18 protein-coding genes are annotated in these 14852 nt (G+C 64.5%); 17 read left to right on the forward strand and 1 reads right to left on the reverse strand.

Features of this window, described 5'->3' with window-relative positions; genetic code table 11:
- Window positions 1–8 precede the first annotated feature (8 nt).
- The 15 genes from rplE (at window position 9) to B9Y82_RS02390 (ending at window position 9223) form a co-directional block, all read left to right on the forward strand.
- A complete protein-coding gene (rplE, locus tag B9Y82_RS02315) occupies window positions 9–551 on the forward strand; it encodes a 50S ribosomal protein L5 (RefSeq protein ID WP_004154491.1) in 543 nt (180 codons plus the stop codon).
- Between the two features lie 18 nt (window positions 552–569).
- Entirely contained in the window at window positions 570–875 is a 306-nt protein-coding gene (rpsN, locus tag B9Y82_RS02320; protein ID WP_005408209.1) for a 30S ribosomal protein S14, read from the forward strand.
- 258 nt (window positions 876–1133) lie between these two features.
- A complete protein-coding gene (rpsH, locus tag B9Y82_RS02330) occupies window positions 1134–1532 on the forward strand; it encodes a 30S ribosomal protein S8 (RefSeq protein WP_005408210.1) in 399 nt (132 codons plus the stop codon).
- A gap of 18 nt (window positions 1533–1550) precedes the next feature.
- Entirely contained in the window at window positions 1551–2075 is a 525-nt protein-coding gene (rplF, locus tag B9Y82_RS02335; protein WP_100471393.1) for a 50S ribosomal protein L6, read from the forward strand.
- Between the two features lie 32 nt (window positions 2076–2107).
- Window positions 2108–2461, forward strand: a complete 354-nt coding sequence (rplR, locus tag B9Y82_RS02340; protein ID WP_010483976.1) for a 50S ribosomal protein L18 — start codon at window positions 2108–2110, stop codon at window positions 2459–2461.
- A 160-nt stretch (window positions 2462–2621) separates the two neighbouring features.
- Window positions 2622–3164, forward strand: coding sequence for a 30S ribosomal protein S5 (gene rpsE, locus B9Y82_RS02345; protein WP_004154496.1), 543 nt, complete (start codon window positions 2622–2624; stop codon window positions 3162–3164).
- Complete coding sequence (gene rpmD / locus B9Y82_RS02350) at window positions 3157–3348, forward strand: 50S ribosomal protein L30 (protein WP_005408214.1); 192 nt, start codon at window positions 3157–3159, stop codon at window positions 3346–3348. Before rpsE ends, rpmD begins: the two co-directional genes overlap by 8 nt.
- A 6-nt stretch (window positions 3349–3354) precedes the next feature.
- The gene (gene rplO, locus B9Y82_RS02355) at window positions 3355–3798 is read left to right on the forward strand and encodes a 50S ribosomal protein L15 (RefSeq protein WP_004154498.1); all 444 of its coding nucleotides are present in this window, start codon (window positions 3355–3357) and stop codon (window positions 3796–3798) included.
- A gap of 7 nt (window positions 3799–3805) precedes the next feature.
- Window positions 3806–5173, forward strand: a complete 1368-nt coding sequence (secY, locus tag B9Y82_RS02360) for a preprotein translocase subunit SecY (RefSeq protein WP_004154499.1) — start codon at window positions 3806–3808, stop codon at window positions 5171–5173.
- Window positions 5174–5520: 347 nt separating this feature from the next.
- Window positions 5521–5877, forward strand: coding sequence for a 30S ribosomal protein S13 (rpsM, locus tag B9Y82_RS02365; protein ID WP_004154500.1), 357 nt, complete (start codon window positions 5521–5523; stop codon window positions 5875–5877).
- An 11-nt stretch (window positions 5878–5888) separates the two neighbouring features.
- Window positions 5889–6278 (forward strand): 30S ribosomal protein S11, encoded by a 390-nt coding sequence (gene rpsK, locus B9Y82_RS02370; RefSeq protein ID WP_004145443.1) that lies wholly within the window; start codon window positions 5889–5891, stop codon window positions 6276–6278.
- A 15-nt stretch (window positions 6279–6293) separates the two neighbouring features.
- On the forward strand, window positions 6294–6923 hold the full coding sequence (rpsD, locus tag B9Y82_RS02375; RefSeq protein WP_004145446.1) for a 30S ribosomal protein S4: 630 nt from the start codon (window positions 6294–6296) through the stop codon (window positions 6921–6923).
- A gap of 56 nt (window positions 6924–6979) precedes the next feature.
- A complete protein-coding gene (locus B9Y82_RS02380) occupies window positions 6980–7978 on the forward strand; it encodes a DNA-directed RNA polymerase subunit alpha (protein WP_100471394.1) in 999 nt (332 codons plus the stop codon).
- A 188-nt stretch (window positions 7979–8166) separates the two neighbouring features.
- Window positions 8167–8550, forward strand: a complete 384-nt coding sequence (rplQ, locus tag B9Y82_RS02385) for a 50S ribosomal protein L17 (RefSeq protein WP_005408217.1) — start codon at window positions 8167–8169, stop codon at window positions 8548–8550.
- Between the two features lie 166 nt (window positions 8551–8716).
- Window positions 8717–9223 (forward strand): disulfide bond formation protein B, encoded by a 507-nt coding sequence (locus B9Y82_RS02390; protein WP_100471395.1) that lies wholly within the window; start codon window positions 8717–8719, stop codon window positions 9221–9223.
- A 94-nt stretch (window positions 9224–9317) separates the two neighbouring features.
- On the opposite strand, the gene B9Y82_RS02395 is transcribed toward B9Y82_RS02390, so the two are convergent.
- Window positions 9318–11438 (reverse strand): TonB-dependent receptor, encoded by a 2121-nt coding sequence (locus tag B9Y82_RS02395; protein WP_100471396.1) that lies wholly within the window; start codon window positions 11436–11438, stop codon window positions 9318–9320.
- 213 nt (window positions 11439–11651) lie between these two features.
- Here B9Y82_RS02395 and B9Y82_RS02400 point away from each other — a divergent pair, with 213 nt between their 5' ends.
- Window positions 11652–13043, forward strand: coding sequence for a class II 3-deoxy-7-phosphoheptulonate synthase (locus tag B9Y82_RS02400; RefSeq protein ID WP_100471397.1), 1392 nt, complete (start codon window positions 11652–11654; stop codon window positions 13041–13043).
- Window positions 13044–13621: 578 nt separating this feature from the next.
- Window positions 13622–14809, forward strand: coding sequence for a mechanosensitive ion channel family protein (locus B9Y82_RS02415; RefSeq protein WP_238381530.1), 1188 nt, complete (start codon window positions 13622–13624; stop codon window positions 14807–14809).
- Window positions 14810–14852 lie beyond the last annotated feature (43 nt).

Below are 14852 nucleotides of genomic sequence, written 5' to 3' on the forward strand. Positions count from 1 at the left end.
ATGAGAAGATGAGTTCCCGTCTCGAAAAGTTCTACAAGGACGAAGTGGTGCCGGCGCTGATGAAGCAGTTCGGTTACACCAATCCGATGGAAGTGCCGAAGCTGGTCAAGGTCACCCTGAACATGGGTGTCGGCGAAGCGGCCACCAACAAGAAGATCCTGGAAAACGCCGTCGGCGACATGACCAAGATTTCCGGCCAGAAGCCGGTTGTCACCAAGTCGCGTGTGTCGGTTGCGTCGTTCAAGATCCGCGATGGTTGGCCGATCGGCTGCAAGACCACGCTGCGTCGCCACAAGATGTACGAGTTCCTGGATCGCCTGATCAACATCTCGCTGCCGCGCGTGCGCGACTTCCGTGGTGTTTCCGGTCGTTCCTTCGACGGCCGCGGCAACTTCAACATGGGTGTGAAGGAGCAGATCATCTTCCCGGAAATCGACTTCGACGCCGTCGACGCGATCCGCGGCATGGATATCGCCATCACCACCACTGCGAAGACCGACGCGGAAGCGAAGGCGCTGCTGGCAGCGTTCAAGTTCCCGTTCCGTAACTGATCTGTCGAGGAAACCGAAATGGCAAAGACCTCCATGGTCAACCGCGACATCAAGCGGGAAAAGCTGGCAAAGAAGTACGCTGAAAAGCGTGCGGCTCTGAAGAAGATCGTGTCCTCCGTGGACGCGACCTACGAAGAGAAGATCGACGCCGCAACCAAGCTGGCCAAGCTGCCGCGCGATTCGTCGCCGAGCCGCCAGCGCAACCGTTGCGAGCTGTCGGGTCGTCCGCGTGGCGTCTACAGCAAGTTCGGCCTGGGCCGTAACAAGCTGCGTGAAGCCACCATGCGTGGCGACGTCCCGGGTCTGCGCAAGGCCAGCTGGTAATCCCAGCCGGCCCTGCGATCAGGCGCCCCTTCGGGGGTTGCTGAACCGGGCAGGGGAGGCATTCAGCTTTCCCGACGCAAAAAAACCGAGGAGCCCGGCGCAAGCCGGGCTCTTTTGGCGTATACTCCCGCGTCTTGCCCTGCGCAAACGGGGTCGTAGGAGTGGGCTTCCGGCCCGCTGCATCAAGGGACCTGGCCCGTTTCCAGGAGACAACAGATTTTCGCGAAAGCGGATATCGGTGCACTCAAAGGTACTCATATGAGCATGACTGATCCCATCGCCGACCTGCTGGTCCGCATCAAGAATGCGGCCGCGGTTGGCAAGCAGACGGTGAAAGCCCCGTCGTCCAAGATCAAGGTTGCGATCGCCCAGGTCCTGAAGGACGAGGGTTACATCACCGACCTGCGCGTGACCCAGCTGGAAAACAACAAGTCCGAGCTGGAAATCGTGCTGAAGTATTTCGAAGGCAAGCCGGTCATCGCGACCCTGAAGCGCTTCTCGCGTTCGGGCCTGCGCCAGTACCGCGGCAAGAGCGAGCTGCCGAAGGTCATGAACGGCCTGGGTATCTCCATCATTTCCACCTCCAAGGGCATCATGACTGATGCGCAGGCGCGCCAGCTGGGCGTCGGCGGCGAAGTCCTGTGCTTCGTGGCCTAAGGCGAAAGGAGTAGAACTATGTCCCGCGTAGCCAAGAAGCCGATCACCCTGGGTAAGGTTGAACTGAACGTCCAGTCGGACAGCGTCACCGCCAAGGGCCCGAAGGGCACCCTGTCGCTGGCCAAGCCGGCCGGTATTGCCATCAACGTCGACAACGGCGTTGCCACCCTGAGCACCGAAAACGCCGAGCTGGTCGCACTGACCGGTACCGTGCGTGCGATCCTGTCCAACATGGTCAAGGGCGTGTCCGAAGGCTTCGAGCGCAAGCTGGAGCTGGTCGGCGTGGGTTACCGCGCTGCCATGCAGGGCAAGGACCTGAACCTGTCGCTGGGCTTCTCGCACCCGGTCGTGTTCGTGGCGCCGGAAGGCATCACCCTGTCGACCCCGACCCAGACCGAGATCCTGGTCCAGGGCGCTGACAAGCAGGTCGTCGGTGAAGTTGCCGCCAAGATCCGTGCGTTCCGCAAGCCGGAGCCGTACAAGGGCAAGGGCGTGAAGTACTCCGACGAAGTCATCATCCGTAAGGAAGCCAAGAAGGCCTAATTAGGCGCTTCCGCTTTCAAGGGAAAAACATCATGAACAAGAACATCGCCCGCCTGCGTCGCGCCAAGTCGACCCGCGCCCACATCCGTGAGCTCGGCGTCGCCCGCCTGTCGGTGCTGCGCACCGGCCAGCACCTGTACGCCCAGGTCTTCACCGCCGACGGTTCCAAGGTGCTGGCTGCTGCCAACACCACCCAGACCGACGTCATGGAAGGCCTGAAGAACGGCAAGAACGCCGACGCCGCTGCCAAGGTTGGCCGCATCGTTGCCGAGCGCGCCAAGGCCGCCGGCATCGAGAAGGTTGCCTTCGATCGTTCGGGCTACCGCTACCACGGCCGCATCAAGGCCCTGGCAGAAGCGGCCCGCGAAGCCGGCCTGCAGTTCTAAGGGACAAGGGCAGGGGGCCATGGCCTCCTGCCCGCCTGCTCGCCAGCCTGAGTGAGGCTGGACGGCGCCGCTCTTCTGCAGCGGCCCACCGGAACGCCGCGTCACGCCACAACCATAAGCGGCTTCGAGCCGTACATACCCAAACAACCAAGGAATCAACATGGCAGAAGAGCGTCAGCAGCGGGGTCGTGATCGCGACCGTAACCGCGAAGAGAAGATCGACGACGGCATGATCGAAAAGCTGGTCGCGGTCAACCGCGTCAGCAAGACCGTCAAGGGTGGCCGCCAGTTCACCTTCACCGCCCTGACCGTTGTCGGCGACGGCGAAGGCAAGGTCGGTTTCGGTTATGGCAAGGCCCGCGAAGTGCCGGTCGCCATCCAGAAGTCGATGGAGCAGGCCCGCAAGAACCTGGTCAGCGTTGACCTGAACAACGGCACCCTGTGGCACACCATCAAGGATGGTCACGGCGCAGCCCGCGTGTTCATGCAGCCGGCTTCGGAAGGTACCGGCGTCATCGCCGGTGGCGCCATGCGCGCCGTGCTGGAAGCCGTCGGCGTGAAGAACGTGCTGGCCAAGGCCACCGGTTCGCGCAACCCGATCAACCTGGTGCGTGCCACCGTGAAGGGCCTGGCTGCTGCGCAGTCGCCGGCCCGCATCGCGGCCAAGCGCGGCAAGAAGGTGGAGGAACTCAACCATGGCTAATGAGTCCAACAAGACTGTCAAGGTCCGCCTGGTGCGTGGCCTGCGTGGCACCCAGTCGCGTCACCGCCTGTCGGTGCGTGCTCTGGGCCTGAACAAGCTCAACGATGTGCGTGAACTGAAGGACAGCCCGCAGGTACGCGGCCTGATCAACAAGGTTCAGTACCTCGTCCAGGTTGAGGAGTAATCGACCATGACTCTGCGTCTCAATGAACTGAGCCCGGCACCGGGCGCCCGCACCGAGCGTACCCGCGTCGGTCGTGGTATCGGCTCGGGCCTGGGCAAGACTGCCGGCCGCGGCCACAAGGGTTCGTTCGCCCGCAAGGGTGGCGGCAAGATCAAGGCTGGCTTCGAAGGCGGCCAGACCCCCATGCAGCGTCGTCTGCCGAAGATCGGCTTCCGTTCGCCGATCGCCAAGGACACCGCTGAAGTGCTGCTGTACGCACTGGACAAGCTGCCGGCCGGTGAGATCGACTTCGCCGCCCTGCGTGCTGCCAAGCTGGTCCCGAGCACTGCCAAGAAGGCCAAGGTCGTCGTCAAGGGCGAAGTGACCAAGGCGTTCACCCTGAAGGGTATTGCTGCCACGGCGGGTGCCAAGGCCGCGATCGAAGCTGCCGGCGGCAGCGTAACGGAGTAAGAAAATCATGGCGCAAGCTGGCATCGGTAACCTCGCGGGCGGAATGGGCAAGTTCACTGAACTTCGCCAACGTTTGCTGTTCGTCGTCGGGGCTTTGATCGTCTATCGCATCGGCTGCTACGTGCCGGTGCCGGGCGTCAATCCCGATGCCATGCTTGCCATGATGCAACAGCAGGGCGGCGGCATCGTGGACATGTTCAACATGTTCTCGGGCGGCGCCCTGCACCGTTTCAGCATCTTCGCGCTGAACGTGATGCCGTACATCTCGGCATCGATCGTGATGCAGCTGGCCGTGCACATCTTCCCCGCCCTGAAGGCGATGCAGAAGGAAGGCGAATCCGGCCGCCGCAAGATCACCCAGTATTCGCGCATCGGCGCCGTGCTGCTGGCAGTGGTGCAGGGCGGCTCGATCGCACTGGCCCTGCAGGGCCAGGTCTCGCCGTCGGGCGCTCCGGTCGTGTATGCGCCGGGCATGGGCTTCGTGCTCACCGCCGTGGTCGCGCTGACCGCCGGCACCATGTTCCTGATGTGGGTCGGTGAGCAGGTCACCGAGCGCGGCATCGGCAACGGCGTGTCGCTGATCATCTTCGCCGGTATCGTGGCGGGCCTGCCGGGTGCGGTCATCCACACCTTCGACGCCTACCGCGACGGCAACATCCAGTTCATCCAGCTGCTGCTGATCGCCATCGTCGTGCTCGCCTTCACCTTCTTCGTGGTGTTCGTCGAGCGTGGCCAGCGCCGCATCACGGTCAACTACGCGCGCCGCCAGGGCGGTCGCAACGCGTACATGAACCAGACCTCGTTCCTGCCGCTGAAGCTCAACATGGCCGGCGTCATCCCGGCGATCTTCGCCTCGAGCCTGCTGGCCTTCCCGGCCACCCTGGCCATGTGGTCCGGCCAGGCCGCCAACCAGAGCAGCTTCGGCCAGATCCTGCAGAAGGTCGCCAACGCGCTGGGCCCGGGCGAGCCGCTGCACATGATCGTGTTCGCTGCGCTGATCACCGGTTTCGCGTTCTTCTATACCGCGCTGGTGTTCAACTCGCAGGAAACCGCCGATAACCTGAAGAAGTCCGGCGCGCTGATTCCGGGCATCCGTCCGGGCAAGGCGACCGCCGACTACATCGATGGCGTGCTGACCCGCCTGACCGCCGCTGGCTCGGCGTACCTGGTGATTGTCTGCCTGCTGCCGGAACTGATGCGCACGCAGCTGAACGCCTCGTTCTACTTCGGTGGTACTTCGCTGCTGATCGTGGTGGTGGTGGTGATGGACTTCATCGCCCAGGTGCAGGCGCACCTGATGTCCCACCAGTACGAGAGCCTGCTGAAGAAGGCCAACCTGAAGGGCGGCAACCGCGGCGGTTTTGCCCGCGGCTGATAGGCCTGTTATACTTTCGTCTTCCTGACGTGATGGTCTCTCCGCTTCGCGGACTCCGGCCACACAAACGAAGGGCGGCCCCCGCAGCGGTTCCGGGTGGGGGTGTGATGAGGTGGTCCCGCGCTGGAGTAGCGCGGGCGGCCCCGGGGGAAACCCCAGGTCCAACCCCATCCGGCGCCGGAGCCTGGGCACACTCCCCAGGCCGGGTTCATGAAACCAATGGTTTCACGGGCTTCCATGTAAACCGGAACCTTGTTAGTATCGCTAGTTCACTTTTTTGATCCATCCTGCCGGATTGGCGTGCCCGAGGCGCGCTGTCGGCCATCACTCAGCTGGAGAACCGCGTCATGGCGCGTATTGCAGGCGTCAACCTGCCAGCCCAGAAGCACGTCTGGGTCGGGTTGCAAAGCATTTACGGCATCGGCCGTACCCGTTCGAAGAAGGTCTGCGAAGTCGCAGGCGTTGCTTCGACCACCAAGATCCGCGATCTGTCGGAGCCGGAAATCGAGCGCCTGCGCGCCGAAGTCGGCAAGTACATCGTGGAAGGCGATCTGCGCCGTGAAATCGGCATCGCGATCAAGCGCCTGATGGACCTGGGCTGCTACCGCGGCCTGCGTCACCGTCGTGGCCTCCCGCTGCGTGGCCAGCGCACCCGTACCAACGCCCGCACCCGCAAGGGTCCGCGCAAGGCGATCAAGAAGTAAGGGACTGAGAAATGGCTAAGCCCGCTGCTAAGACCAAGAAGAAGATCAAGCGCGTCGTCACCGACGGCGTTGCCCACGTCCACGCTTCGTTCAACAACACCATCGTCACCATCACCGACCGCCAGGGCAACGCTCTGTCGTGGGCGACCTCCGGTGGCGCTGGCTTCCGCGGTTCGCGCAAGTCGACCCCGTTCGCTGCCCAGGTGGCTGCTGAAAAGGCCGGTCGTGCTGCGCTGGACTACGGCGTGAAGTCGCTGGAAGTCCGCATCAAGGGCCCGGGTCCGGGCCGTGAGTCGGCCGTGCGTTCGTTGAACAACGTCGGCTACAAGATCACCAACATCATCGACGTGACGCCTATCCCGCACAACGGGTGCCGTCCGCCGAAGAAGCGTCGCGTCTAAAGGGAGCGATAAGAAATGGCTCGTTATATCGGTCCTACCTGTAAGCTCGCCCGTCGCGAAGGCGCCGACCTGTCCCTGAAGAGCCCGGCGCGTGCGCTGGACTCCAAGTGCAAGCTGGAGCAGAAGCCCGGCCAGCACGGCGCCACTGCCCGCAAGGGCAAGCTGTCCGACTACGCCACCCAGCTGCGTGAAAAGCAGAAGGTCAAGCGTATCTACGGCCTGCTGGAGCGTCAGTTCCGCAACTACTACAAGAAGGCCTCGACCAAGAAGGGCAACACCGGCGAGAACCTGCTGCAGCTGCTGGAAACCCGCCTGGACAACGTCGTCTACCGCATGGGCTTCGCCGTGACCCGTCCGGCTGCCCGTCAGCTGGTGTCGCACCGCGGCGTCACCGTGAATGGCAAGTCGGTCAACCTGGCTTCGTACCAGGTCAAGGCTGGCGACGCCATCGCCCTGTCCGAAAAGGCTGCCAAGCAGCTGCGCGTCCAGGAAGCCCTGACCGTCGCCGCCCAGCATGACCTGAGCCCGTCGTGGGTTGAAGTGGATTCCGGCAAGTTCACCGGCATCTTCAAGGCTGTTCCGGATCGTTCGGATCTGCCTGCGGACATCAACGAAGCGCTGATCGTCGAGCTGTATTCGAAGTAATTCATCATTGGAGAGCCCCCGGCGACGGCCGGGGGTTCACTAGGAGAACCCGCAACATGACGGTTACCGCCAACCAGGTTCTGCGTCCTCGCGGTCCGCAGATCGAACGCCTTACCGACACCCGTGCAAAGGTCGTTATCGAACCTTTGGAGCGGGGTTACGGGCATACGCTGGGTAATGCCCTGCGTCGCGTGCTGCTGTCGTCCATCCCGGGCTTCGCCATCACGGAAGTCGAAATCGACGGCGTGTTGCATGAGTACACCACGGTCGAAGGTCTGCAGGAGGACGTGCTTGAAGTCCTGCTGAACCTGAAGGACGTGGCCATCCGTATGCACTCCGGCGACAACGCCACCCTGTCCCTGTCCAAGCAGGGCCCGGGCGTTGTCACCGCTGCCGACATCAAGGTCGACCACAACGTGGAGATCCTGAACGGCGACCATGTGATCTGCCACCTGACCAAGGATACGGCGATCAACATGCGTCTGAAGATCGAACGTGGTTTCGGCTACCAGCCGGCTGCCGCGCGTCGTCGTCCGGACGAAGAAACCCGTGCCATCGGCCGCCTGGTCCTGGATGCCTCGTTCTCGCCGGTCCGCCGCGTCGCCTATGCCGTGGAAGCGGCCCGCGTCGAACAGCGTACCGACCTGGACAAGCTGGTCATCGATATCGAGACCAACGGCACCATCGACGCCGAGGAAGCCGTGCGCACCGCCGCCGACATCCTCAGCGACCAGCTGTCGGTGTTTGGTGACTTCACCCACCGCGACCGCGGTGCGGCCAAGCCGGCCAACAACGGCGTGGATCCGGTGCTGCTGCGCCCGATCGACGATCTGGAGCTGACCGTGCGTTCGGCCAACTGCCTGAAGGCTGAAAGCATCTACTACATCGGCGATCTGATCCAGAAGACCGAGGTGGAGCTGCTGAAGACCCCGAACCTGGGCAAGAAGTCGCTCACCGAGATCAAGGAAGTGCTGGCTCAGCGCGGCCTGTCCCTCGGCATGAAGCTGGAGAACTGGCCGCCGGCCGGCGTCGCCAGCCACGGCATGCTGGGCTGATATCGGTAATGCCTGAAGGCTCCACCGTTCGCGGTGGGGCCTTCAACGCAACATACATGCCACGACGAACGAAGGTTCGCGGGCAGGTCGTCCAGGACGGATGGCCAGGACCAACCGCAGTCCGCGCAACAACGCCAGGATGGCGACAACGATCCGCACAGCCTCATCATTAACCAAGGAATATCACCATGCGTCACCAGAAGTCTGGCCGTAAGTTCAGCCGCACCAGCGCCCATCGCGAAGCGATGTTCAAGAACATGGCCGCCTCGCTGTTCAAGCACGAGCTGATCAAGACCACCCTGCCGAAGGCCAAGGAACTGCGCCGCGTTGCCGAGCCGCTGATCACCCTGGCCAAGGTCGACTCCGTCGCCAACCGTCGTCTGGCCTTCGCCCGCCTGCGCGACAACGAAGCCGTGGGCAACCTGTTCACCATCCTGGGCCCGCGCTACGCGAACCGTCCGGGCGGCTACCTGCGCCTGCTGAAGTGCGGCTTCCGCGCCGGCGACAACGCGCCGATGGCCTACGTCGAGCTGGTTGACCGTCCGGTCGTGGCCGAGGAAGTGGCCGAGTAATCGGACCGCTCCAACGCGACACAGCGAAAGCCCGGCCTCTGCCGGGCTTTTGCGTTTCCGTGGGCCGGATCCGACCCGCACCGTTCCGACGAGCGTCACCTGTGGCGGTTCGAATGGCGTGCGCACTCGGTTACGCTTGGCGCCTTGATCCATTCGAGCGTTGACGATGAATCCACTGCGCTGGCCCTTCCGCGCCCAGTTCTTCCTGGGCTTCCTGATCTGCGCGGGCCTGCTCGGCTACGCGATCTTCCTGCAGCTGAAGATGGGCCTGGAGCCATGCCCGCTGTGCATCTTCCAGCGCCTGGCGTTTGCCGCGCTGGGCCTGCTGTTCCTGATCGGTGCACTGCACGGGCCGTCCAACCGTCCCGGTCGTGCGACCTACGGCGTGCTGGCCTTCATTGCCGCGGCAGTCGGTGTAGGCATCGCCGCACGCCATGTCTACGTGCAGATGCTGCCGCCGGAGATGGGCGCGACCTGCGGCCCGCCGCTGAGCTTCCTGCGCGAGACCATGGGGCCGCTGGAAGTGTTCCGCACGGTGCTGACCGGTACCGGTAACTGCGGCAACATCGACTGGACGTTCCTGGGCCTGACCATGCCGATGTGGTCAGGCGTGTGGTTCGTGCTGCTGGCGCTGTGGGCGCTGGTGGTGTCGCTGCGCAAGGTCAGGCGCTGAAGCAAGGGCGTGCCGGCCGCTGGCCGGCAACCCCATGAATGATGGCAGCGTTCCGTAGCTGCCGGCCAGCGGCCGGCACTACCACGGTCTGTCCTCAGAAGTCCTGCTGCAGGCTCAGGTAGGCGCCGCGGCGCGGTCCCCATTGCGGGGCGAACACGCCGACCCCGCCGCCATCGCGCAGCTGGTAGCTGCGATCCAATGCGTTGATCACGGCCAGCTGCACGTGCAGCGGATGGCCGCTGTCGGCATTGAAGTCGTGCCCGGCGCTGAGGTTCACCTGCAGGTACGACGGCAGCTCGCCGCCATTGGGCACGCCCTCGATATCCGAACGCAGGCCGCTGCCGAACACGTAGTTGGCACCGACCCGGTTGTGCCCGGCGAAGGCGTAACTGAGCCCGCCCGACGATGTCAGCTTCTGGTCGTGGTCGAGGTGGATCCAGTGGTTGGCCACATAGGCCAGCGCATCGGGGTCGAGGTTGTACTGGCTGGTGATGACCTGGGTGCCGATCGCTTTGTTGTAAGCCGCGTTGAAGTAGGCGCTGAACGGGCCGTTGCTGTAGTCGGCGCTGAACTCCAGGCCACGGATGTGGCCGCGGCGGTAGTTGAATGTCGAGTAGATATAGGCGGCACCGAACTGGCCTTCGTCCTGCAGGCGCGCAACACGGCGGTCGTACGCGTCCAGGCCCAGGGTCAGGTGTTCACCCAGCTGCTGGGAGACGCCGATGTCGTAGTAGTCGCTGCGCTCGGCCAGCGGTACGTTGTTGCCACCACTGGGCTGCTGGTTGGTGGTGCCGTCGTACAGGGCGATATCGCTGCTGGCGATCAGCTCACTGGCCGGTGGCGTGAAGTAGCGCGAATAGCCGGCGTGCACGGTGGTGCTCTCGTTGGCATTCCAGACCACGCCCACGCGCGGGCTGAGCTGGCCCTCGGTGTGGCCGAAGGCCTTGTAGCGATCACCACGCAGGCCGTAGTTCACGGTCCAGTCGTCACCGATCTTCCATTCATCCTGCACGTACAACGCCAGCGTCCTGGCATGGAAGGCGCTGCGGTCAGGAACCAGCAGCGGCGTGGTGCTGGATTGCTGGCCGGCGTCATCGACCGGGAACACCCAGCTGCTGTTGCTGGCACGCGCGTTTTCGTAGTTGCCGTACAGGCCGTAGCGCAATGTGTGGTCGCTGCCCAATGGGGTGGAGACGTCGGCCTGCAGGGTGTTGGCGCGGTTGCTGCGCTGGACCTGCGAGGCGACGCCGCTGAACACCAGATCGCCCACCACATCCGGGTTGAATCCGACATCGCTGTAACGCTGCCCGGCCGAGAGCTGGTAGGCGCTGCTGCCCAGCGTGCCCTGCAGCACCAGCATGCCGAAGCGGGTGGTCTCGCGCTGGGTTTCATCCAGCTGGCTGGAGTCGAAGGTGGTGGTGTCCAGGTAGCCGAACTGCGGGGTCTGGCCGGGATTGACCGGGATCTGGAAGCGGTTGTTGGCGAAGCCGGCGAACACGCTCAGGCGGGTGTTCTCGTTGACCAGGTAGGTCAGGTCGGCGAAGGCCTTGCCCTGGTGGGTGTCGTCGTGCAGCGGCTTGCGCGAGCTGGTCGGATTCTCCAGGCCGACCTCGTTCTGGTCGTAGTTGCCGGTCAGGAACCAGCTCCAGCGTCCCTGGTTGCCCCACCACGATGCATTCGGATTGATCTTGCCGAACGAGCCCACAGTCAGCCCGGCGCTGCCGCCATTGCCGAGCTCGGCACCACTGCGGGTGGTGATGTCGACCACCGCGGCGGTGCGCTCGCCGAACTGCGCAGGCAGTGCGCCGTCCATCAGGCGGATGCTCTTGATGGTGCGGGCATCCAGGGTCTGGCCGAAGCCGGAGATCGATTCGGGCAGCAGCACGCCATTGATGCGGTACTGCAGGTTGGCGTGGTCGCCGCGCACGTGCACGCCGCCATAGGAGTCCTGGACGACGCCCGGGGCCTGCAGCAGCACCTGGCTGAGCGGCGCGGAGGCACCCAGCGGCTGCTTCTGGATGTCCTCGGCGGTGATCTGGTACTGGCTGCTGCCGATGTCCGGCGACAGCGCATTGCGGGCTTGGTCGAGCTGGGCGCTGACGGTGACCGTGTCGAGGTCCTTCACCGGGGCGGCATCGGCGGCCACGGCGAGGGAGGGCAGGCTGGCCAGAGTCAGGGCGAAGGTGATGCCGGTAGCGAGCAGGGAAGGTTTCATGGCAGAGGGGCTGTGGAAGGGGCCGGTGGGGGTTGTTACTTCGTAACAGTGCGTGGCGAATCATGCGCCTGTCCGGGAGGCCGTGGCCATGCGGTTTGTGGCCGATCGCGATGCACTTTCCCCGGCGTTCAGCCATGTGCAGACGGCGCCTGGCCCTTTGCGACAGCGGTCGGCTCTGCGACCATGACCGTCCCCCACCTCCGGAAGTCTGCAATGAGCCTGTCCGCCGTTTCGCCTGTCCCCGATCCTGCCGCGACCGCCGATGGCGCTGCCTGGTCGCCGGAGAGCTGGCGTGGCAAGACCGCGCTGCAGATGCCGACCTACCCGGACCCGGTGGCGCTGGACGCCGCCCTGCACGAGCTGAAGCGGTTGCCGCCGCTGGTGACATCCTGGGAAATCCTGGCCCTGAAGCAGCAGCTGGCCGAGGCGCAGGAAGGCAAGCGCTTCCTGTTGCAGGGCGGCGATTGCGCTGAGAATTTCAGCGACTGCGAATCGGGCACCATTTCCAACCGGTTGAAGGTGCTGCTGCAGATGAGCCTGGTACTTGTGCACGGCCTGCGCCAGCCGGTGATCCGCGTTGGCCGATTTGCCGGCCAGTACGCCAAGCCGCGTTCGGCTGATACCGAGACCCGTGACGGTGTGACACTGCCCAGCTACCGCGGTGATGTGATCAATGCGCCGGCGTTCACCGAAGCGGCGCGGCTGCCGGATCCGAAACGGATGCTGCAGGCGCACGCGCATTCGGCGATGACCATGAACTTCGTGCGTGCGCTGATCGATGGCGGCTTCGCCGACCTGCACCACCCCGAGTACTGGAACCTGGAATGGGTGAGCCATTCGCCGTTGGCTGCCGAGTACCAGAAGATGGTGGCGTCGATCGGTGATGCAGTGCACTTCATGGAAACCCTGGCCGGGGCCCGCGTGCACAACCTCAACCGCATCGACTTCTACACCTCGCATGAAGCGCTGCTGCTGCCCTACGAGCAGGCGCTGACCCGGCAGGTGCCGCGCCAGCAGGGCTGGTTGAACCTGAGCACGCATTACCCGTGGATCGGCATGCGCACGGCCGCGATCGACGGCGCGCACGTGGAGTACCTGCGTGGCGTGCGCAATCCGATTGCGATCAAGGTGGGCCCGTCGGTGACGCCGGACCAGCTCCTGCGCCTGATCGATGTGCTCAACCCGCATGACGAGCCGGGCCGACTGAGTTTCATCCATCGCATGGGGGCAGCGCAGATTGCCGAGAAGCTGCCGCCGCTGCTGGACGCGGTCAAGCGCGATGGCCGCCGCGTGCTGTGGGTGTGCGATGCGATGCATGGCAATACCGAAAGCACCGCCAACGGCTTCAAGACGCGCCGCTTCGACAACGTTCGCGGCGAAGTGGAGATGTCGTTCGATCTGCATGCGGCCGCAGGCACGCGACTGGGCGGTGTGCACCTGGAGCTGACCGGCGAAGACGTGACCGAGTGCACCGGTGGCGCGCGCGAACTGACCGAGCGTGATCTGGAGCGCGCGTATCGTTCGACGGTGGACCCGCGGTTGAACTACGAGCAGTCGCTGGAGATCGCAATGGCGATCGTGCGCAAGCAGGAACAAGTGCGGTAAGGGGTTTTCGGCAGGGCTTGCAGCCCTGCACCTGCGGACGCAACGGCAACGGCCGAAGCAACGGCAACAGCATGCATTCCGTGGGATGGCGGGGTGGTGTCGGAGTGCGGGGACGCCGCAAGTACGTCCCTGTAGGCTTGGCAGCCGCATCCATGCGGCTGACACCCCGCACTCCGACACCACCCCACCTCTGACAGATTCCGGCGGCTGTTGGTAGGTGTCGACCCTGGTCGACACGATAGATCCACGCCATGTGTGGATGCTTTTCGATTCCAATTCGGAATATTCGATTCCAATGGAGATTCATCCACGCATGGCGTGGATCTACTGCAGATCGCAGAAAACTGTCGAAGGCGGGGTGGGTCCGGTTGCGGGGGCGTGAGCACCATGGATGGCGCGACCGAGCCTCCATGGACGGATTTACGGCGTCCCCCGCAACCGGACCCACCTCGCCATCCCACGGAATGCCAGCTTCTGCTGTTGCTGTTGCAGTTGCTTCGGATTCTGGCAGGTGCAGGGCTGCAAGCCCTGCCGACCAACACCCTCCTTACGAACGACTGACGTGACGCTCATGCCCCATGCGCGAGGCTGTCCGCCTGGCTGTTCGAGTGGAGGTAACAGTGGTGCACTGGCAAAGCGCACAGGCATACGCATGGCCGTTGGGATTGGCCGTAGTGGTGGGCGGCATCGGCGCGTGGCTGATCCTGTGGGTCTACCATCGGCTGAAAGGGCGCGACCGCCGGCGTGCACGCATCGGACGTGTGCTCGGTCTGCCGATGGCCACCGCGTGGCCGCTGCTGCTGCTGATCCCCGCATTGCAGGCCACGCCGCTGCAGGATCCGCTGCTGGCCAACCTGCAGCACGTGCTGCACATCGCGCTGACCGCGTGCTTCATCTGGCTGCTGGTGCGGGCGGTGGCGGCGGGTGAGCGGGCAATCCTGCGCAGTCATCCCATCGATGTCTCCGACAACCTGGAAGCACGCCGCATCCAGACCCAGACGCGGGTGCTCAGCCGCGTGCTGATGGGTGGCATCATCGTGCTGGGCGCGTCGCTGGTGCTGCTGACGTTCCCGATGGTGCAGAAAATCGGTACCGCGCTGCTGGCCTCGGCGGGCCTGATCGGCCTGGTGGCCGGTATCGCGGCCAAGCCGGTGTTCGGCAACCTGATCGCCGGCCTGCAGATCGCGGTGACGCAGCCGATCCGGCTGGATGACGTGGTGATCGTCGAAGGTGAGTGGGGGCGCATCGAGGAGATCGGCAGCAGCTATGTGGTGGTGCGCATCTGGGATGAGCGGCGGATGGTGGTGCCGCTGACCTGGTTCATCGAGAACCCCTTCCAGAACTGGACGCGGCGCAGCGCGGACCTGCTCGGCACGGCGTTCCTGTGGCTGGACTATCGTGCGCCGATCGCGGCGATCCGCGCTGAGCTGGAGCGGATCTGCCGGGGTGAGGCGCTGTGGGATGGCCGGGTCTGCGTGACCCAGGTGACCGAGACCAGCGAACGTGCGATCCAGGTGCGCCTGCTGGTCAGTGCGCGCAGCTCCGGTGATGCCTTCGATCTGCGCTGCCTGGTGCGCGAACGCATGCTCGATTTCCTTGCGCGCGAGCACCCGCAGGCACTGCCGCAGGTGCGTGCGCGGCTGCAGCATGCAGACGAACTGGACATGCCGCGCGGGCCACGTGCACGTACCGCAGATGTGCGTTCGCCGGGTGCTGAAGATGGAGAGGCGGCAATCGTACCGGTGGAGCCGGAACCCGAACGGTAGCGCGGGTCGCTGGCTGCCGACCCGGGATCTGGCGGCCAGCAGC

Origin of the sequence: Stenotrophomonas maltophilia (assembly GCF_002799155.1) — a bacterium.
GTDB classification, from domain to species: domain Bacteria; phylum Pseudomonadota; class Gammaproteobacteria; order Xanthomonadales; family Xanthomonadaceae; genus Stenotrophomonas; species Stenotrophomonas maltophilia_R.

Bases quoted from the DNA above. Each gene is read 5' to 3' on its own strand.
- rplE (WP_004154491.1), top strand. From the start codon at position 9: ATGAGTTCCCGTCTCGAAAAGTTCTACAAGGACGAAGTGGTGCCGGCG.
- rpsN (WP_005408209.1), top strand. From the start codon at position 570: ATGGCAAAGACCTCCATGGTCAACCGCGACATCAAGCGGGAAAAGCTG.
- rpsH (WP_005408210.1), top strand. From the start codon at position 1,134: ATGAGCATGACTGATCCCATCGCCGACCTGCTGGTCCGCATCAAGAAT.
- rplF (WP_100471393.1), top strand. From the start codon at position 1,551: ATGTCCCGCGTAGCCAAGAAGCCGATCACCCTGGGTAAGGTTGAACTG.
- rplR (WP_010483976.1), top strand. From the start codon at position 2,108: ATGAACAAGAACATCGCCCGCCTGCGTCGCGCCAAGTCGACCCGCGCC.
- rpsE (WP_004154496.1), top strand. From the start codon at position 2,622: ATGGCAGAAGAGCGTCAGCAGCGGGGTCGTGATCGCGACCGTAACCGC.
- rpmD (WP_005408214.1), top strand. From the start codon at position 3,157: ATGGCTAATGAGTCCAACAAGACTGTCAAGGTCCGCCTGGTGCGTGGC.
- rplO (WP_004154498.1), top strand. From the start codon at position 3,355: ATGACTCTGCGTCTCAATGAACTGAGCCCGGCACCGGGCGCCCGCACC.
- secY (WP_004154499.1), top strand. From the start codon at position 3,806: ATGGCGCAAGCTGGCATCGGTAACCTCGCGGGCGGAATGGGCAAGTTC.
- rpsM (WP_004154500.1), top strand. From the start codon at position 5,521: ATGGCGCGTATTGCAGGCGTCAACCTGCCAGCCCAGAAGCACGTCTGG.
- rpsK (WP_004145443.1), top strand. From the start codon at position 5,889: ATGGCTAAGCCCGCTGCTAAGACCAAGAAGAAGATCAAGCGCGTCGTC.
- rpsD (WP_004145446.1), top strand. From the start codon at position 6,294: ATGGCTCGTTATATCGGTCCTACCTGTAAGCTCGCCCGTCGCGAAGGC.
- B9Y82_RS02380 (WP_100471394.1), top strand. From the start codon at position 6,980: ATGACGGTTACCGCCAACCAGGTTCTGCGTCCTCGCGGTCCGCAGATC.
- rplQ (WP_005408217.1), top strand. From the start codon at position 8,167: ATGCGTCACCAGAAGTCTGGCCGTAAGTTCAGCCGCACCAGCGCCCAT.
- B9Y82_RS02390 (WP_100471395.1), top strand. From the start codon at position 8,717: ATGAATCCACTGCGCTGGCCCTTCCGCGCCCAGTTCTTCCTGGGCTTC.
- B9Y82_RS02395 (WP_100471396.1), bottom strand. From the start codon at position 11,438: ATGAAACCTTCCCTGCTCGCTACCGGCATCACCTTCGCCCTGACTCTG.
- B9Y82_RS02400 (WP_100471397.1), top strand. From the start codon at position 11,652: ATGAGCCTGTCCGCCGTTTCGCCTGTCCCCGATCCTGCCGCGACCGCC.
- B9Y82_RS02415 (WP_238381530.1), top strand. From the start codon at position 13,622: ATGCGCGAGGCTGTCCGCCTGGCTGTTCGAGTGGAGGTAACAGTGGTG.